This window comes from Synechococcus sp. MIT2312, from assembly GCF_059772315.1.
In genome coordinates this window covers 1,951,598-1,970,099 of record NZ_CM186281.1, presented here as the reverse complement: position 1 = coordinate 1,970,099, position 18,502 = coordinate 1,951,598, and the positions used below count along the sequence as shown (strand labels likewise).

The 18,502-nt window shown below is 60.7% G+C and carries 18 protein-coding genes; 13 read left to right on the top strand and 5 right to left on the bottom strand.

Features of this window, described 5'->3' with window-relative positions:
* Positions 1 to 64: 64 nt before the first annotated feature.
* The 8 genes from AC6EI9_RS10945 (at position 65) to AC6EI9_RS10910 (ending at position 8,333) form a co-directional block, all read left to right on the top strand.
* Positions 65 to 478, top strand: coding sequence for an Hsp20/alpha crystallin family protein (locus AC6EI9_RS10945; protein WP_498467790.1), 414 nt, complete (start codon positions 65 to 67; stop codon positions 476 to 478).
* A 154-nt stretch (positions 479 to 632) separates the two neighbouring features.
* The gene (locus AC6EI9_RS10940) at positions 633 to 1,757 is read left to right on the top strand and encodes a TRAP transporter substrate-binding protein (RefSeq protein WP_498467789.1); all 1,125 of its coding nucleotides are present in this window, start codon (positions 633 to 635) and stop codon (positions 1,755 to 1,757) included.
* Complete coding sequence (locus tag AC6EI9_RS10935; protein ID WP_498467788.1) at positions 1,754 to 2,326, top strand: TRAP transporter small permease subunit; 573 nt, start codon at positions 1,754 to 1,756, stop codon at positions 2,324 to 2,326. Before AC6EI9_RS10940 ends, AC6EI9_RS10935 begins: the two co-directional genes overlap by 4 nt.
* Positions 2,323 to 3,714, top strand: coding sequence for a TRAP transporter large permease (locus AC6EI9_RS10930; protein ID WP_498467787.1), 1,392 nt, complete (start codon positions 2,323 to 2,325; stop codon positions 3,712 to 3,714). Before AC6EI9_RS10935 ends, AC6EI9_RS10930 begins: the two co-directional genes overlap by 4 nt.
* Positions 3,715 to 3,752: 38 nt before the next feature.
* The gene (locus tag AC6EI9_RS10925) at positions 3,753 to 5,525 is read left to right on the top strand and encodes a diflavin flavoprotein (protein ID WP_498467786.1); all 1,773 of its coding nucleotides are present in this window, start codon (positions 3,753 to 3,755) and stop codon (positions 5,523 to 5,525) included.
* Complete coding sequence (locus AC6EI9_RS10920; protein WP_498467785.1) at positions 5,525 to 7,354, top strand: flavin reductase; 1,830 nt, start codon at positions 5,525 to 5,527, stop codon at positions 7,352 to 7,354. Before AC6EI9_RS10925 ends, AC6EI9_RS10920 begins: the two co-directional genes overlap by 1 nt.
* 88 nt (positions 7,355 to 7,442) lie before the next feature.
* Entirely contained in the window at positions 7,443 to 7,970 is a 528-nt protein-coding gene (locus AC6EI9_RS10915; protein ID WP_498467784.1) for an NAD(P)H-dependent oxidoreductase, read from the top strand.
* Positions 7,971 to 8,126: 156 nt separating this feature from the next.
* On the top strand, positions 8,127 to 8,333 hold the full coding sequence (locus AC6EI9_RS10910) for a hypothetical protein (protein WP_498467783.1): 207 nt from the start codon (positions 8,127 to 8,129) through the stop codon (positions 8,331 to 8,333).
* A 4-nt stretch (positions 8,334 to 8,337) separates the two neighbouring features.
* On the opposite strand, the gene AC6EI9_RS10905 is transcribed toward AC6EI9_RS10910, so the two are convergent.
* From AC6EI9_RS10905 to AC6EI9_RS10890, 4 genes are all read right to left on the bottom strand, one after another.
* On the bottom strand, positions 8,338 to 8,598 hold the full coding sequence (locus AC6EI9_RS10905) for a hypothetical protein (RefSeq protein ID WP_498467782.1): 261 nt from the start codon (positions 8,596 to 8,598) through the stop codon (positions 8,338 to 8,340).
* A gap of 96 nt (positions 8,599 to 8,694) precedes the next feature.
* Complete coding sequence (gcvP, locus tag AC6EI9_RS10900; protein ID WP_498467781.1) at positions 8,695 to 11,637, bottom strand: aminomethyl-transferring glycine dehydrogenase; 2,943 nt, start codon at positions 11,635 to 11,637, stop codon at positions 8,695 to 8,697.
* Positions 11,638 to 11,694: 57 nt separating this feature from the next.
* Positions 11,695 to 12,084 carry a glycine cleavage system protein GcvH gene (gene gcvH, locus AC6EI9_RS10895; RefSeq protein ID WP_498467780.1) on the bottom strand — a complete coding sequence of 130 codons (390 nt, stop codon included), beginning with the start codon at positions 12,082 to 12,084 and terminating at the stop codon, positions 11,695 to 11,697.
* A 19-nt stretch (positions 12,085 to 12,103) separates the two neighbouring features.
* Positions 12,104 to 13,381, bottom strand: a complete 1,278-nt coding sequence (locus AC6EI9_RS10890; RefSeq protein WP_498470041.1) for a methionine gamma-lyase family protein — start codon at positions 13,379 to 13,381, stop codon at positions 12,104 to 12,106.
* A gap of 210 nt (positions 13,382 to 13,591) precedes the next feature.
* Between AC6EI9_RS10890 and AC6EI9_RS10885 the strand changes: the two genes are divergently transcribed.
* Positions 13,592 to 14,455: an acyl-CoA desaturase gene (locus AC6EI9_RS10885; RefSeq protein WP_498470040.1), complete on the top strand. Its 864-nt coding sequence runs from the start codon at positions 13,592 to 13,594 to the stop codon at positions 14,453 to 14,455.
* Here the strand turns inward: AC6EI9_RS10885 and AC6EI9_RS10880 are convergent.
* Positions 14,443 to 15,168, bottom strand: coding sequence for a DUF8644 domain-containing protein (locus AC6EI9_RS10880; protein WP_498467779.1), 726 nt, complete (start codon positions 15,166 to 15,168; stop codon positions 14,443 to 14,445). The genes AC6EI9_RS10885 and AC6EI9_RS10880 overlap by 13 nt on opposite strands.
* A 56-nt stretch (positions 15,169 to 15,224) precedes the next feature.
* Here AC6EI9_RS10880 and AC6EI9_RS10875 point away from each other — a divergent pair, with 56 nt between their 5' ends.
* From AC6EI9_RS10875 to AC6EI9_RS10860, 4 genes are all read left to right on the top strand, one after another.
* Positions 15,225 to 16,157, top strand: coding sequence for an acyl-CoA desaturase (locus AC6EI9_RS10875; protein ID WP_498467778.1), 933 nt, complete (start codon positions 15,225 to 15,227; stop codon positions 16,155 to 16,157).
* A gap of 42 nt (positions 16,158 to 16,199) precedes the next feature.
* Entirely contained in the window at positions 16,200 to 16,658 is a 459-nt protein-coding gene (rplI, locus tag AC6EI9_RS10870; protein ID WP_498467777.1) for a 50S ribosomal protein L9, read from the top strand.
* Between the two features lie 75 nt (positions 16,659 to 16,733).
* Positions 16,734 to 18,152, top strand: a complete 1,419-nt coding sequence (dnaB, locus tag AC6EI9_RS10865; RefSeq protein WP_186989711.1) for a replicative DNA helicase — start codon at positions 16,734 to 16,736, stop codon at positions 18,150 to 18,152.
* A gap of 8 nt (positions 18,153 to 18,160) precedes the next feature.
* Complete coding sequence (locus tag AC6EI9_RS10860; protein ID WP_498467776.1) at positions 18,161 to 18,385, top strand: hypothetical protein; 225 nt, start codon at positions 18,161 to 18,163, stop codon at positions 18,383 to 18,385.
* The last annotated feature ends 117 nt before the right edge of the window (positions 18,386 to 18,502 follow it).

Sequence of the window (18,502 nt, the reverse complement as noted above, 5' to 3'; positions counted from 1 at the left end):
CCGCACATATTGGCGTTGTGGGTGATGTCAACACCCCATCAACATCACTCTTCAGGAGTTACCCATGATCACTCTTCGTCAGTCACCGTTTGATCTGTTCGAGCGTCTCGACCAGCAGCTTTCACAGGTTGAACGTGTACCAGCCGCTGAAATTCAGGAAAGCGAAGATCACTACTCCATTCGCCTGGAACTCCCCGGCGTGGCTCACGACAGCATCGACGTCAAAGCCAGCGACCGCAGTCTCAGCGTCAGCGCTGAGCGTTTGAACCCTCAGACCAATGCAGCCGAAGAGGCCGAGGCACCGACCAACAACACCTTGCTCAGCGAGTTTCGCTACGGCAACTGGAGCCGCAGCTTTCGCTTCGCCCATTCCCTCGACCGCGATGCTCTTCGGGCCAGCTACCGCGACGGCATCCTCACGATTGAGGCGCCCAAAACCGATAACCGCACCACCGTGTCGGTGAAGGTGGACAGCTGATGACAGCGCTTTGAGCCTCAACCAAGAGAGAACGGTTCAGCCCTCTGCCAAGCAGGGGGCTTTTTTTGATTGCGAAACCAGGGTCAAATCGGGGCCGATCGATAATCTTGCCCAGACAGCGTCGTCTCCCAGGCGACCCAACCAGGAGCACGTGATGCAACGTCGGCAGCTGCTCCGGACCAGTGGGCAAGCGCTCGCCGCTGCAGCCGGAGCCGGAGCACTGAGCGCCTGCACGATTCGTCGGGCTGAAACAGCTCGCAGCAGTGGCCTTCCCCAGGTGCGCTGGCGGATGGCGACCAGCTGGCCGGTCTCACTCGACACCATTTACGGAGGTGCCGAAACCATCTGCGAACAGGTGAAGGCGATGAGTGGCGGAGGGTTCACGATCGAACCGTTTGCCGCCGGTGAAATCGTTCCCGGACTTGAAGTGCTGGATGCCGTTCAGGCCGGCTCGGTGGAATGCGGCCATACGGCCAGCTACTACTACGTGGGCAAAAATCCAGCATTCGCCTTCGGCACTGCCGTGCCATTCGGGCTTACGGCGCAGCAACAGAATGCCTGGCTTTATCAGGGAGGCGGCAATGAAGCGATGGATGCCTTGTTCGCCGATTTCGGCGCCAAGAGCTTCCCTGCCGGAAATACCGGCGGTCAACTGGGCGGCTGGTTCAAGCGACCTGTCGACAATCTGGCGTCCCTGAAGGGTCTGAAGATGCGCATCCCAGGACTGGGAGGCAAGGTGATGGCCAGCCTGGGAGTGAATGTTCAGGTCTTGCCAGGTGGCGAGATCTATCTGGCACTGGAACGGGGAGCGATCGACGCTGCGGAGTTCACCGGCCCCTATGACGATGAGAAGCTCGGCTTGGCGAAAGCTGCGAAGCACTATTACTACCCAGGCTGGTGGGAACCCGGGCCGAGCCTCACTGCGCTGGTCAACCGCAGTGCCTGGGACAAACTGCCGGAGGAGTATCAGGCCATGTTCAGCACAGCCTGCTATCAGGCGAATCTGGGCATGCTCAGCAAATACGAGCAACGCAACAGCGAGGCGCTGCTGAGACTGCGACGACAGGGAATCAAACTTGAGGCCTACAGCAACGACATCCTGGAAGCGGCCAAGGAGGCCACCAGCGTGTTGTTTGCAGATCTGGCGGCTGATGATGCCGACTTCCGAGACCTACTGGAACGCTGGCGTTTGTTCCAGAAAGAAACGCTGAACTGGAATCGCATCAACGAGCTGCCGCTGGTGAAGTTCAACACCAGCGCCCAGGGAGGTGAAGGATGAGCGAACCTCTCTCCGGTGTGGTGCGCCTGTTCGATCGCCTCAACGCCGCGGCCGCCTGGCTGGCGCGCTGGTCCGTGCTGCTGATGCTGGCCATCGGCATCTGGAATGTTGTTGGCCGCTATTTGGGCTCTGCCATCGGGATCAATCTCAGCTCCAACGGACTGATTGAGGCCCAGTGGTATCTCTTCGATCTGACCTTTCTTCTCGGCCTCGGCTGGACTTTGCAGAAAAAGGGCCACGTGCGTGTGGATGTGCTGCAGAGCCGCTGGTCACCACGCCGCCGCAACCGACAGGAGCTCAACAACATCCTGCTGCTGTTGCTGCCCTTCGCCTTCGGAGTCATGGCGATCTCCATTGCACCAGCGCTGCGCTCCTGGAGCATTGCCGAGATGTCGCCGGATCCAGGCGGGCTGCCACGCACCTGGGTGAAATCGCTGATTCCAATTGGCTTTCTGTTGTTAGGGCTGCAAGGGATCGCGGAAGCACTGCGGCTGCGGCTGGCCCTCGGCAACCCCGAAGCAACTCAAGCTGCCGAGGAGCAGAACCAGGAGGGAGGCACTGCGCTGTGATCGAAATTGAAGCCCTCGGCTGGGTGATCAGCTTTGACCCCTCGGCGGTGCTGGCTCCCGGGATGTTTTTGGCGCTGATCGTGGCGCTACTGAGCGGATTTCCCGTCGCCTTCTGTCTTGGTGGGATTGGCGTGATCTTTGCTCTGCTGGGCATGCTCAGCGGAGAAATCGAACCGCAGTTCGTCACGGCGCTGCCTCAACGCATCCTGGGGATCATGGCCAACTTCACCCTGTTGGCCATCCCCGCTTTTGTGTTCATGGGTTCGATGCTGGAGAGCTCCGGCATCGCCGAACGGCTGCTGGAAACCATGGGCCGGCTGCTGGGACGCCTGCGTGGCGGCCTGGCATTGGCCGTCGTTCTTGTGGGTTCGCTCCTGGCTGCCACAACGGGTGTGGTGGCAGCGACCGTGACCACCATGGGCCTGATCTCCTTGCCGGCCATGCTGAGAGCGGGATACGACAAAAGCCTCGCCACAGGGGTGATTGTGGCGTCAGGCACGCTCGGGCAGATCATCCCCCCGAGCATTGTTCTGGTGGTGCTGGGCGATCAGCTCGGCATTTCAGTCGGTGATCTCTTCATCGGGGCGCTGGTTCCAGGCCTGCTGATGTCGACGGTGTTCGCCATCTACGTGCTGGTGATCAGTGCGCTCAAGCCGGAACTGGCCCCCGAACTCAAGCCCGAGCTCACCGGCCCCAGTCATCCTCTGCAGTTGGTGCAGTCGGTGTTGCCGCCGATCACTCTGATCGTGGCTGTGCTCGGGAGCATTTTCTTCGGCATTGCCACACCGACCGAAGCGGGCGTGATCGGAGCCGTCGGAGCCATGGTGCTGGCAGGCCTCAATGGTGGTTTCAGTCGTCAACAACTGTCGAATGTCTGCGAGGGCACCATGCGCACCACCGCCATGGTGATGGCCATCCTGATGGGATCCACCGCCTTCAGCCTCGTGTTCCGCGGTGTCGGCGGCGATCAGTTGATTTCCGATCTGCTGCTCAACCTGCCTGGAGGACGAGTGGGTTTCCTGGTGTTCAGCATGCTGATCATCTTCCTGCTGGGCTTCTTCATCGATTTCTTCGAAATCGCATTCATCGCAGTACCACTGCTTTTACCCGCAGCTCGTCAGCTGCTGGGGCCCGAAGCTCTGGTGTGGTTCGGCGTGATCATCGGTGCCAACCTGCAGACCTCCTTTCTCACACCGCCCTTCGGCTTTGCGCTGTTCTTTCTACGCGGCGTGGCTCCCGATGAAGTGCGCACGCGCGATATCTATCGAGGCGCCCTGCCGTTTGTCGGACTGCAGGTTGCGGTTCTGGCCCTGATCATCGCGGTGCCGGGGCTGGTCGACTGGCTACCCCGCCTGGCTGGAACCCTCAGCCCGGGTCCGATGGCCTGAAGATCTTCGTAAAGTTGGTCACAACGCGCGATTCGGTCATGGTCACGGCAAGCCTGAACAGCACGAATTCCACTGCTGTGACCCCCCGTCTCTCACTGCAGTGCGAGCCGATCGCTGCAGACAGCACCACGATCCGATCCCTGGACTGGGAACGCAGCCGTTTCGACATTGAATTCGGCTTACGCAACGGCACCACTTACAACGCATTCCTGGTCCGGGGCGAACGCACCGCCCTGATCGACACCAGCCACGCCAAGTTCCGCGACACCTGGGTGCCACTTCTGAAGGAGCAGATCGATCCGAAGGCGATCGACCATTCGATCGTGAGTCACACCGAACCGGATCACTCAGGGCTGATCGGCGATCTGATCGATCTCAATCCCGACATCGAGATCGTGGGTTCGAAGGTGGCGATCCAGTTCCTCCAAGACCAGGTGCATCGCCCCTTCAAATCGCGTGCGGTGAAAACCGGCGATGAACTGGATCTGGGCACCAGTCCAGACAGCGGCGTGCAGCATCGCTTCGAATTCCTGAGTGCTCCCAACCTGCACTGGCCCGACACGATCTTCTCCTTCGATCACGGCAGCGGCATTCTCTACACCTGCGATGCCTTCGGGCTGCATTACTGCTCAGAAGAATTGTTTGACTCGGATCCCGGGGCCATCGCACCGGACTTCCGTTTCTATTACGACTGCCTGATGGGTCCCAATGCCCGCAGCGTGTTGCAAGCGCTGAAGCGCATGGATGCCTTACCGGAGATCAACACCGTCGCCGTGGGGCACGGACCCCTGCTGCGTCAACACCTCAGCCACTGGTTGAACGACTACAGGGAGTGGAGCAGCCAGCGCAGCAAGGGCGACAGCTATGCGGCCGTTTGCTATCTCAGCCAGTACGGCTTCTCGGACCGTCTCAGCCAGGCCATCGCCCACGGCATCGGCAAAGCCGATGCACAGGTTCAGCTGGTGGATCTCCGGGCCACCGATCCGCAGGAACTGACTGCACTGGTCGGCGAAGCCAAAGCAGTGGTGGTTCCCACCTGGCCATCGGAACCGGATGGTGAACTGCAGGCCTCAATCGGAACTCTTCTCGCTGCTCTCCAGCCCAAGCAACTGGTTGGGGTCTACGACGCGTTCGGCGGCAATGATGAGCCGATCGATGCTGTAGCCGAGCAGCTGCGCAATCAGGGGCTGAAACCGGCGTTTGAACCTTTGCGCATCCGCCAGCTGCCCCAGGGCGGCGACTACCAGCGCTGCGAAGAATCAGGAACCGACCTCGGACAGATTCTGACTAGAAAAAAATCGATCGAAGCACTGCGCAGCATCGACGCCAACCTCGACAAGGCACTGGGTCGCCTCACCGGTGGTTTGTACATCGTGACGGCGAGCCACGGCGAAGGTGATGCCCGCCGCAGTGGCGCGATGGTGGCCAGCTGGGTGGCTCAGGCCAGTTTCCGCCCCCCTGGCCTGAGCGTCGCCGTGGCCAAGGATCGAGCGATTGAAGCGCTGATGCAGGTGGGCGACAGCTTTGTGATCAACGTGCTGCGGCAGGACCGCTACAAACCCTTGATGCAGCATTTTCTCAAGCGTTTCCCTCCCGGCGCCGATCGATTCGAAGGGGTGAATGTGCTGCATGGTGCCGCTGAAGGCGGCCCGGTTCTCACAGACGCACTGGCCTACCTGAGCTGCCGGGTGGAACAACGAATGGAAGGACCGGACCACTGGATCATCTACGCGCTGGTGGAGCAAGGCAACGTGGCTGACATCGACGGGAGAACAGCCGTTCATCACCGCAAAACGGGCAACCACTACTGATGGTCACCACCGTCGCGGCCAACTCGGCGTCCGCTGACCGGCAGGTGATCACCCTGCCAATCGACAAGGGCCTGATCTGTCTGCGGGGACTGAGCCCTCAGCGGCTGCGCTTCGAGCTTGAATACGCACTGGAGCGGGGCAGCACGGCCAACAGTTTCCTGTTCGAGGCCGGGCTTGATGCGACGGGAGTTGAGCAACCCGCCGTTCTGGTGCATCCGCCAGGGATGGCCTACAGCAGTGTGTTCCTACCTGCACTGCTCAACGCTTTGCCGGCCAAGGATCAACCCCTGCTGATTGTGGTGGGGCACGTCAATCCCAACCGTGTGGCCTTGTTGCAGGAGCTGGCCGGGATCTACTCAGGGCTCGAACTGATTGCGTCCAATCCGGGCGCCAAGCTGCTGGAAGAGCTCTGGAACCAACGCAAACCCTCGCCCCCCGGTGAGGAAGTGGAACAACCACCACTACCCGATTTCCCGCCGCTGAGAGTGATCCGAGGGGAAGAGTCACAGGCGTTGAGCAACGGGCGCAACCTGCTGCTGCTGCCGGCACCAACACCCCGCTGGCCAGGTGGGCTCATGGCCTTCGAACAGCGTTACGGACTGTTGATGAGCGACAAGTTCTTCAGCGCCCACCTCTGCACCAACAGCTGGGCGGAAGCCAACCGCAGCAGCACCGAAGAAGAGCGTCGCCATTTCTACGACTGCCTGATGGCACCGATGGCCCGCAAGGTCGACATGCTGGTGGAGCGGCTGGAGGAACTGAGCATCCGCACGATTGCGCCAGCCCACGGTCCCGCCATCGATGCCAGCTGGCGCAGCCTTCTGAATGACTACCACCGCTGGGGAGAAAGCCATCAGCAATCCAGCCTGAATGTGGTTCTGCTGTTTGCCAGCGCTTACGGCAACACCTCAGCCATTGCCGATGCCCTAGCCCGCGGAGTGAGTCGCACCGACATCCGAGTCACCAGCCTCAACTGCGAGTTCACACCATCGGAGGAACTCGTGACCGCGATCCAGTCAGCGGATGGGATCCTGATCGGCTCACCCACCCTCGGGGGCCACGCTCCAACCCCGGTGGTCTCGGCTTTAGGGACACTGCTTGCAGAGGGTGACCGCAGCAAGCCAGTGGGCGTGTTCGGCAGCTTTGGCTGGAGCGGTGAAGCCGTGGACCTGCTGGAAACGAAGCTGCGAGATGGCGGCTTCAATTTCGGCTTCGAGCCGATCCGGGTCAAATTCAGTCCTGATCGAGCCAAGGTGAAGGAGCTCGAGGAAACCGGCACCCGTTTCGCCCGCAAACTGCTGCAGGCGGAAAAGCGCGCCCAACGCCGTAACGCCGGAAGCATGAGCGAAAGCCGCAGCGATCCAGCTGTGCTGGCCCTCGGACGGGTGGTCGGATCCTTGTGCATTCTCACCACACGAAAGGGAGAACTCAGCGGCGCCATGGTGGCGAGTTGGGTCAGCCAGGCCAGCTTCACACCTCCTGGACTGACGGTGGCCGTGGCCAAGGACCGCGCCGTGGAAGCCCTTCTGCACAAAGGCGATCGCTTTGCGCTGAACGTGCTGGCCGAGGGGCGAGAAAGTGGACCGATGAAACAGTTCCTGCAACCGTTTCAACCTGGCGCCGACCGGTTCAGCGGGCTGGAACTGGAGACCAGTCCGAATGAACAACCGCTGCTCCCCGACGCGCTGGCCTGGCTTGAGGGGCGAGTGAGCCAGCGGATGGAATGCGGAGACCACTGGCTGATCTACGCCGAGCTGGATCACGGCGGCGTATTGGATCAGGAAGCCTCCACAGCCGTCCACCACAGGCGCAGCGGCGCTAATTACTAAGCAGCGGCCCCAACACGACAACGACCACTCGGCAGTCACTCTCTTGAAAAAGTCGTCACAATTCAAACCTGCGACTTGAACGCTGATCATGAGCAAGCAGAACAGTGCTGATGTGTTGGTGATTGCCGCCAGTAACGGCGAAAACCTCAAACTGGCCCAACGCTTCGTGGATCAGACCCACGAGCAGGGCAGCAGCGCTGATCTCCTCGACCTCACCACACTCGAGCTCCCCCTGTTCACACCACGGGCTAAGGAACAGGGCATGCCAAATGGCGTACAGCCATTGCAGCAACAACTGATGGCAGTTCCGCGATGGGTGATCTGCGCACCGGAATACAACGGTTCAATTCCCCCTGTACTGACCAATGCCATCGCCTGGCTGTCCGTTCAGGGGGATGACTTCCGATCTCTCTTCAACGGTCGGCCGATCGCCATGGCCAGCTTCTCCGGTGGCGGCGGAATGGAGCTGCTGGTGTCGCTGCGGATCCAGCTCACTCATCTCGGCGCACAGGTGGTGGGGCGCCAACTGCTCAGCAACTACTCGAAAGCAGCGAAAGACGACAGCATTGCCGACCTCGTGCAGCGCCTGATGCAGATGAAACCACTGCAGTTGTGACTGAATTGATCCGCCAATGAATCTGAAATAAGCGATCAATCAGGATTGGCCACTGAAATCAAACGGAAATCAATTCAAAAGAGAATCGGGATTTCATACACACACCACATCTAGCGCACTGAAATAGCGAGGTCACTAACAATTTCCATTCCAAGAATGGGCATGACCCGGGATCCTCAGTACGCAGTTCGCTACCGCGGATTTGTTCTCTTGCAACAACGCAACAACAGCTGGCTGGTGAGACCGGAACGAAGCCCGATGAGGCTGTTGCCCTTTCGCACCCCGACCTGCTCGCTGGCGGATGTGAAAGCGCTGTTGGACTGGCGACTGGAGCAGGACAAAAGCCTGATCTCAGTCGCCTGAAAACTCAGGCCGCCTGAGGTGGTGGCGTGGGCGATCCCTGAGACTGAATGGGGATCACCAGCGTTGCCCAGCGGTCAGGACGCTCGGGACGCTGACGTCGTGCCTGACGAATCCCAAAAGGAACTCTCAGCACATTGGTGCCTTCAATCGGCAATGTATGCCCTCGGCCGAGGGCAGCCTGAAGGCAATCAGGAATGTCGGGAAGCTGCAGCGAGTCTGAGGTCTGCTCCGTCAATTCAATTTGTTTTTTGGTGTCGCGACTCATTGATTCCCCATTTGCGACGGTGAATGCTGTGCAGTGTGCTCAAAGTTTTGATTGCACAATTAAAAATCGAAGATTAATTTCCGATTTCGGTAAAATTTAACCCATCGCCTCTGAAGTGGCGGCAGCCATGTCTTCAACACTGGGACAGGTGCAGATCAGATTGCGATCGCCATAGGCGTTATCAATTCGGGCCACCGCCGGCCAGAACTTGCTTTGGCGCTGATCCGGCAACGGGAAGGCAGCCTGTTCCCGGGAATAGGGACGATCCCAGTGGTCGGCCGTGACGGCACTCAGGGTGTGGGGAGAGCGTCGTAAGGGATTGTTATCGCGATCGCTCTCACCGTTTTCAATCGCCGCGACTTCGGCGCGAATCGCGATCATGGCGTCGCAGAAGCGATCCAGCTCTTCGAGGCTCTCGCTTTCAGTGGGTTCAACCATCACGGTTCCCGCCACTGGCCAGCTCACCGTCGGAGCATGGAAGCCGTAGTCCATCAGACGCTTCGCCAGATCATCCACCTCGAGGCCGGCGCTGCGCCTCAGATCGCGCAGATCAAGGATGCATTCGTGGGCCACAAGTCCTCCTTCTCCCCGGAACAGCACCGGGTAGTGAGAATCCAGCCGATGCGCCAGATAATTGGCCGACAGCAAGGCCACAGCCGTGGCTTGCCGCAGGCCAGCAGGGCCCATCAAACGCAGATACATCCAGCTGATCGGCAGGATGCCAGCACTGCCCAGAGGGGCCGCAGATACCGCTGAAATGGACTGGTCACCGCCGCAGGGCTTCAAGGGATGGCCAGGGAGGAATGGCAACAGATGCTCGCCCACACCGATGGGGCCAACCCCTGGTCCTCCTCCGCCATGGGGAATGCAGAACGTCTTGTGCAGGTTGAGATGGCAGACATCCGCCCCGAACGCTCCCGGCCTGCAAACACCGACTTGAGCGTTGAGGTTGGCTCCATCCAGATACACCTGACCGCCATGGTCATGCACAAGGCTGCAGATCTCACGGATACGCGTCTCGAAGACCCCATGCGTTGAGGGATAGGTGACCATCAGCGCCGCCAGAACATCGGCATGCTCAGAAAGCTTGCTGCGCAGATCGTGGACATCGACATTCCCCTGCTCATCACAGCCCACGGGCACCACCCGCATGCCAGCCATCACGGCACTGGCTGGGTTGGTGCCGTGGGCACTGGTGGGAATCAGACACACATCGCGATGGCTCTCGCCTCTTGCCTGATGCCAGGCGCGAATCACCAGCAGACCCGCGAACTCCCCCTGAGACCCTGCATTCGGCTGCAAAGAAACCCCGGCGAAACCGGTGAGCTCAGCCAACCAGCTCTCGAGGTCCTGCGCCATGCGCTGATTGCCCTTCAGCTGATCAGCGGGGGCAAAGGGGTGAATGCTCCCGAACTCCCTCCAGCTCACCGGCGCCAGCTCCGCCGCCGCATTGAGCTTCATGGTGCAGCTTCCTAGGGGAATCATCCCGTGCACCAGCGAAAGGTCTTTGCTGACCAGACGCTGGATGTAGCGAAGCAGCTCGGTCTCACTGCGATAGCGGTGAAACACCGGCTGCTGCAACCAGGGCTTGGAACGCAACGGCAAGCCAGCCAGAGCTGCCTCGTGCTTCGCGGTATCGGACAGCTCTGAAGGATGGCCTCCAGTGGCCTCAGCCACCAGCGACAGCAGCCGAGACACCTCCTTGTTGTCGCTGAGCTCATCCAGGCTGATGCCGAAGCCTTCCGCCTGTTCGATCGCCGCACCATCGGGCAGGACCCGCAGATTGAAACCAGCTCGGGCTGCCAGCTGATGCACCTGCGGCGCCTGGGCGCAGATCACATCAATACTGTCGAAGCGAGATCCCTGCGGTAGAGCGAGTCCAAGCGCGCTGAGTCCTTCTTCGAGCTGACAGCGCAGCTGCAGCACGCGACGAGCGATCAGCTCGAGACCTTCCGGCCCGTGATGAATGGCATAGAACGACGCCATCACCGCCAGCAGCACCTGGGCAGTGCAGATATTGCTGGTGGCTTTGTCTCGGCGGATGTGCTGTTCACGGGTCTGCAACGCCAATCGCAGAGCGACATTGCCTTCGCCATCTTTTGACTGGCCAACGATGCGCCCTGGCACCTGCCGGCGGTAGGCATCGCGGGTGGCAAAGAACGCCGCGTGGGGGCCGCCTCCACCCATCGGTACACCAAAACGCTGAGCGCTGCCCACGGCGATATCGGCACCGAGAGCGCCCACCGGCTCAAGCAGAACCTGAGCCAATGGATCAATGGCCACCGTGACCAAAGCGCCATGCTCATGGGCCCTGGACATACAGGCACGAGGGTCCCAGAGCCGGCCGCAGCGTCCAGGCAGCTGCAACAGCACTCCGAACACATCGTCACCCCAGGCGAACTGATCCGGCTCAGCCACCTCGAGCTGAATCCCGATTGGCTGGGCCCTGGTGCGCAGAACCGCCAGGGTCTGTGGCAACACAGCAGCATCCACCAGAAAACGACTGGCTTCAGCTCGCTTGCAAACGCCAAAGCTCATCGACATCGCCTCAGCTGCCGCAGTGGCCTCATCCAGAAGCGAGGCATTGGCAATCGGCAGTCCGGTCAGCTCACTGACCAAGGTTTGGAAATTGAGCAGTGCCTCCAGGCGTCCCTGAGCAATTTCGGCCTGGTAAGGGGTGTAAGCCGTATACCAGGACGGGTTTTCCAGCACCTGCCGCTGAATCAATGCGGGCGTGACTGTGCCGTAGTAGCCCAGACCGATCAACGATCGGGTCACGCGATTCAGACCAGCAAGCTGACGCAGTTCAGAGAGAGCTTCGGCCTCTCCAACTCCATCCGGGAGCTGCCCCTGAGGCGGACTGGAATCGAGAATGTCCTGCGGGACGACGGCCTGCAGAAAGCGCTCAAGATCGCTGAAGCCGAGCCGATCGAGCATCAGCTGGTTGGCTGCGGATCCAGGGCCGATATGGCGCTGCGCGAAAGGCGGAAGAGTCGTCACTGAAGCGGTCTCCACCATGCGCTGGTCCAGCAGGGTCATGGTGCAGCCACAGAAGGCGCAGACTTTAGGCAACTTGCGCCGAACGACGATGTGATATCAGGTCGCGGCAACCTTGGCCGCGTAGGTGGCGGCGTCCATCAACTGTTCCAGCTGCGTCAGATCGCTGGGACGAATCACCAGCAACCAGCCCTCGCCATGGGGATCCTTCTGCAGTTCTTCGGGATTGGCCAGCAGAGCCTCATTGCGCTGCACAACCGCGCCACTGAGGGGGGCATACATCTCTTCCACGGCCTTCACCGACTCAACGGTGCCGAAACTGGTTCCACGACTGAGATCAGCACCCACCTCGGGGAGATCCACAAACACAATGTCGCCGAGTTGATCCACGGCATAGGCGCTCAAGCCGATGCGGATCGAATCAGCGTCCTGCCAGGCGTATTCATGGCTGTCCGCATAGCGGTAGGAGGCAGGGAAGTCGAAGGCCATCGGGCCGCACCAGCGTCTCTCAATCAGTGTGCGCCAGATTCAGATGTCCTGCCGCAGCCAGGGCTTCCAGCGCCCTGGTCAGCGCAAGCTCGACATGGGCGTGATGGGTCCCGCCCTGAACGTAGAGATTGAACGGCTCGCGCAACGGCGCGTCAGCGGAGAACTCACTGGTGCTGCCATCGATGAAGGTGCCTCCTGCCATCACCAGATCACTGGCATAACCGGGCATCGCTGCCGGCACAGGATCCAGGTATGAGCCCACCGGAGAGCAAGCCTGAAAGGCACGGCAGATCACTTTGAGTGCCTCAGGCTCCCCCAGCTGCACGGCCTGGATCAGATCACTGCGTGACGCGCCGGCAACGGGCTGCACCGGAAATCCAAGATCAGCGAACACACCAGCCACGAGATCAGCACCGATCAAGGCTTCCGCCACCATCTGCGGCGCCAGAAACAGTCCCTGCAGCAGCAGTCGATGCAGATCAAAACCAGTCCCCCCTTCACTGCCAATCCCTGGTGCCGTAAGACGACAGCAGGCCTGTTCCACAAGATCGGCGCGTCCGGCGACGTAGCCACCGGCGGGCGCGATGGTTCCTCCCAGGTTTTTGATCAATGAACCAGCCACCAGATCCGCACCCACCTCGGGCGGCTCCTGGGCTTCAACCAGTTCGCCATAGCAGTTATCTACAAAACAGACGCAGTCAGGCTGCCGTTCATGAATGCGGGCGCAGAGGCGACCGATCGTCTGAACGCTCAGCGATGGGCGCCAGCTGTAGCCACAGCTGCGCTGGATCAGGATCAGTCGACACGGTTGAGCCAGGGCCTGCGCGAGAGCCTGCTCGTCCACGGCTCCGGCATCGCTGAGCGGCAACTCGTCGTAGGCGATGCCGAAGTCCTTCAAGGACCCTTGACCCTCTCCACGCAGACCAATGACCTCTTCAAGCGTGTCGTAGGGACGCCCGGTGATCGACAGCATGCGATCACCGGGTCTAAGCACACCGAAGAGGGCAGCAGCGATGGCATGGGTGCCACTCACGAACTGAAGTCGCACAGCCGCTGCTTGCGCACCCAGCACCCGTGCGAACACCCGGTCGATCACCTCTCGGCCCTGATCACCGTGCCCGTACCCGCTGACGGAGGCGAAATGCTGAGTCCCGACCCGTTCTGCCTCAAACGCCGCCAGTACCTTCTGCAGCCGATCGGACACAGCCGCGGTGCGCTGCCGAGCCAGAGGCTGCTGACGCTCGCGCACAGCCGCGACCTTGCTGCGGGCAAATGCCCTGGCCTCACTGAGATTCATCCCCTGCGCACCGGTGCTCTCTCCATAGCGATTTGAAGCCTGTGCCATGGGAGAACCGCGAAAAGCCTGCTGTTTTCTCTTACATTCACACTCCCAACCAATTGTTTTGGTTTCGGCTGTCGCCGTTTCAACCGCAACAGAACTGGTTCAAGGAGAAACTTTTTGGTTACCACCACTCCGGCAGCTACCACCTCAAACCGCGAACTGCGCATGCGCGCGGCGGTGATGGCTCCCCGTGAACGGCTGCCGCGTAAACAGCGCAAGCTCAAAGGCGGCACCACGTCCTTCATGGTGGCGATGCACGTGCTGGCCACCATTGCTCTGCTGCCAAGGTTCTGGAGCATTCAGGGAGTTGTGGCCCTCGCTGTTCTCTACTGGGCCACGGTGCTCGGGGTGACACTCGGCCTGCATCGGCTGGTGGCACACCGCAGCTTCGAGGTGCCCCGCTGGCTCGAACGGGTGCTGGTGATCATGGGCACTCTGGCCGCACAAAGCGGCCCCATCGACTGGGTGGCCCTGCACCGTCACCACCACAAGTTCTCCGATCAACCCAACGATCATCACGATGCAGGCCGGGGCCTGTGGTGGAGCCACAGCGAGTGGATGCTGCACGAAATCCCCGCTCTTGAGCACAAGGAACGCTTCGGTGGCGACCTGCTGAAAGATCCCTTCTATGTCTGGCTGGATCGCTGGTTCCTGGTGCTGCAGATTCCGATTGGACTAGCGCTCTATTACTACGGCAATGCAGCCCAGGTGCATGGAGGCGGCGTCGGTCTGGTGCTGTGGGCCATTCCTCTACGCCTGGTTGTGGTGTACCACGTCACATGGCTGGTGAATTCAGCGACACACGCCTTCGGTTATCGCAATTTCGACTGCCCGGATCTCTCTCGCAACTGCTGGTGGGTGGCCGTGCTGTCGTTCGGAGAGGGATGGCACAACAACCATCACGCCCATCCGGGCAGTGCTCGCCACGGACTGCGCTGGTTCGAGTTCGACATCACCTGGATGCATATCCGGTTGCTGCAGAAGCTTGGACTGACCAGGCGCGTGCGTCAGGCGCGTTATCCAGGCTGAGCAGCCGCTCTCAATTCGGCCAGAAACGCTTCAGCGTTCTGGCCCTTGCTGCCTTCCAGAGCCATGTGTGTGGCATGAAGGTCAAGAAACTCTCCATCGAGCTCCTCGGCGCTGTACTCCCTTAGACCTGCCATCACTTCGGCAAAGCGATCACGTCGCTGGTTCTTGGTGACTGGATAAGCCTCCATTACCTGATCACGACACTGACGCCAGGCCTGACCGCGGCAAAGGCTGTCGGCAATCGCCGCACTGAGGGCAGCTGCTTCCGTTTGATCAATCCGCCAATCGAAACCTGGCGGCAAGGGTCCGAGGCCGACAAAGATCTCCAGCAGCTCGCCGGCACCGAGCGGCTCCCCATGGGCCGCGAGCAGGGGTACGGCACTGTCGCTCAGCACCCGCAGCAGATCGGGGTGAACTTCCGCCAGCTGATCGCGGATCGGATCCAGGCCCCGATGCAGCACCGCATTCGCCTGGCCGAGCGCGAGAAACACTTCCGGCCCTGGAGAAGAGAGCTTGCCGTTGCGCAGATTGGAGATCTGTGAATTGTGCACACGACCAAGGTCCAAGGCATCAGCCAGAGCAGGCAACACCTTGTGCGACCAGCCATTGCGCTCATGCCACACATGGATCAGATGGGCCATCGCCTGGCGCCCTTCCTCGAGACGCTGGCGGTAACCCTTGGTCACATGATCAGAACCGCTTGCCTTATCCATTGCTTGATACGTATCCGTATCGCGTGTAGTGTGCAGAGATCAACCGGGACCAAGTCATGGCACCAAGCGCGATTAGAACGCCGTCGCCACCCAGTCGGAAATCAGTTTCGCATCGTGGCCCCAAGCTGGCAATCAAGCCCTACCAGCGCCCCAAGAGCAAGGCGCCTATGGTTGCCAAGACTGAAAAAAGCTGGGTAACGATCGGGTTCATGATCGTGATCCATGCCCTGGCACTCCTGGCACTCGCTCCTGGCTTCTGGAGTTGGCCGGCCGTCACCAGCCTGCTGGTTCTGTATTGGGTCACCGCCTGCCTGGGTGTCACCGTCGGTTACCACCGACTGCTCTCACACCGCTCCTTCCGAGTGCCTCGCTGGCTGGAGCGTTTCTTTGCCACCTGCGGTGCCCTGAGCTGCCAGCACGGACCCATCGACTGGGTGGGACTGCATCGGCATCACCACAAGTATTCCGATACGGATGCGGATCACCACAACAGCAACAAAGGCTTCTGGTGGAGCCACATGGGCTGGATGTTCAATGCGATTCCGGCCATGAAGGATGTCCCCCGCATGGCCGGTGATCTGGCCAAGGACCCCTACTACCGCTGGCTGAACAACTGGTTCCTGGTTCTGCAGCTGCCCCTGGCTGGTCTGCTGTTCTGGATCGGCAGCGCCACAGGTGCCGGCGGCTGGGCCTTGGTGCTCTGGGGCATTCCCCTGCGTCTGGTGCTCGTGTATCACGTGACCTGGCTGGTGAATTCCGCCACGCACTGCTGGGGCACTGTGGCCTTTGACAGCGGCGATGATTCGCGCAACAACAAGTGGGTCGCAGCACTGACCTTTGGCGAGGGCTGGCACAACAACCACCACGCCTTCCCCCACTCGGCTCGTCACGGCCTGCAAGCAGGTCAGATCGACCTCACCTGGGAGCACATCCGCCTGATGCGCGCCCTGGGCCTGGCCACCAAAATTCGCCTGCCCGTGAAGTCGTAAAGTTGTCGATCGCTAAACAGACGTCGTCAGGATCGCTCTCCCATGGCCAAGCGCGTACAAGTCGTACTGAATGAGGACGTTCTCAGCCTCGGCCGGGATGGAGATCTGGTGGAGGTTGCTCCTGGTTATGCCCGCAACTTCCTGCTGCCCTTCGGCAAAGCCGTTCCTGTCACCCCCGCGGTGATGAAGCAGGTGGAGCACCGCAGGGCCAAGGAGGTTGAGCGCCAGGCTGCTCTCAAGGAGGAAGCCGTCGCCTTCCGCACCGCCCTCGACACCATTGGTCGCTTCACCGTGAAGAAGCAAACCGGAGAGGACGACGTGCTGTTTGGCACCGTCACCAATGGTGATGTGGCCGAGGTGATCGAAGAAGCCACCAAGAAGGAAGTGGATCGCCGTGACATCACCGTGCCCGACATCCATCGGACCGGAAACTACAAGGTTCAGGTGAAGCTTCACAGCGAAGTGACCGCTGAGATCAATCTGGAAGTGGTCAGCTACTGAGCACAGAGCAAAAATGACTCTGATGTCACCGACAAGGTGCGTCAGAGTGGATCTTCTTTCTGAGCTGCTGCCGCCATGGTGAGCGTTCCCTTGTCAGAGTCCGGTGGCGAGTCCACCGAGGGGGAACGCCGCGGTTTCGGCAAGGGTCGCCGCCGAGAGGAACCCAGCTTCGAGGCACTGCCCGATTCGATCCCGCCTCAAAACCTGGAGGCAGAAGAAGCCGTGCTGGGCGGCATCCTGCTCGACCCGGATGCCATCGGTCGCGTGGCCGATGTGCTGCAACCGGAAGCGTTTTATCTCAATGCCCATCGGGAGATCTTCCGCACGGCGGTGATGCTCCATAGCCAGGGCAAACCGACCGATCTCACAGCGATGACCGCCTGGCTCGCGGACACCGGTGCTCTCGAAAAAGTGGGTGGCAGCAGCAGGCTGGTGGAGCTGGTCGAACGCGTGGCCTCCACCGCTTCGATCGAACAGGTGGCCCGCCTGGTGATGGATAAGTATCTGCGCCGCCAGCTGATCCGCTCGGGCAACGAAGTGATCCAGCTGGGCTTCGATCAAGGGCTGCCGATGGAGCAGGTGCTGGACAAGGCCGAGCAAACCATCTTTGCCATCAGCCAGGAGAAGCCTTCGCAGGGGCTGACGCCCACCGCCGAGATTCTCACCAGCACCTTCAACGAGATCGAAAGCCGCTCCTTGGGCACCTCGGTGGCAGGCATCCCGGTGAATTTCTACGACCTCGACGCCATGACCCAGGGCCTGCAGCGCAGTGACCTGATCATCGTGGCCGGACGCCCTGCCATGGGCAAAACATCGATCGTGCTCAACCTGGCCAAGAACGTGGCCCAGTTGCACGACCTGCCGGTGTGCGTGTTCTCCCTGGAAATGAGCAAGGAGCAGCTCACCTACAGATTGCTGTCGATGGAAGTCGGCATCGAAGCAGGCCGGCTGCGCACAGGTCGCCTGCAACAAGAGGAATGGCCCCTGCTCGGCCAGGGCATCAACACCCTCGGCCAGCTGCCGATCTACATCGACGACAAACCCAACTCCGGCGTGCTGGAAATGCGTTCGCTCTGCCGCAGGCTGATGGCCGAACAGGGCAAGGAACTCGGCCTGATCGTGATCGACTACCTGCAGCTGATGGAAGGATCCAGCCCTGACAACCGCGTGCAGGAAATTTCAAGAATCACAAGAGCGCTCAAGGGCATGGCCCGTGAACTGAACGTGCCGGTGATCGCCCTGTCGCAGCTCAGCCGAGGCGTGGAATCGCGCACCAACAAACGACCGATGCTCAGCGACCTGCGCGAATCGGGCTCGATTGAGCAGGACGCTGATCTGGTGCTGATGATCTACCGCGACGAGTACTACAACCCCGAGACTCCCGACCGGGGCATCACGGAAGTGATCGTGACCAAGCACCGCAACGGCCCGGTGGGCACCGTGAAACTACTGTTCGAGCCGCAGTTCACCCGTTTCCGTAACCTGGCGGCCTAGACCTCAGCATGTGGATTGGGCGCATCCTTCTGCTTGGCGTTGGCTCGTCGTACATCGCACGCTGGATCCTCAGTCCTCAGCGGCATCGCAACTATGTGGCCGGTTGGCTCAAGGCGTTGCGTAAAACCACCGGCTGGATGCCGCGGGGGCGTCACAGGATCCGCCGTTTTGGGCGCAGGACCTTTGTCTCGACCCTGAGCCGCTCGAATCGACGCTGCTCAAATCAACAGTGACTGTGCGAGTGCGCAAGAGTTGCCGCGCTGGATGATTGACAACAATCGCGTACGCATCGGCTCAACATCGCGAACAGTCCTGCGAATGAGGAGCAACAGTTTCAGTGCATCTTTGGA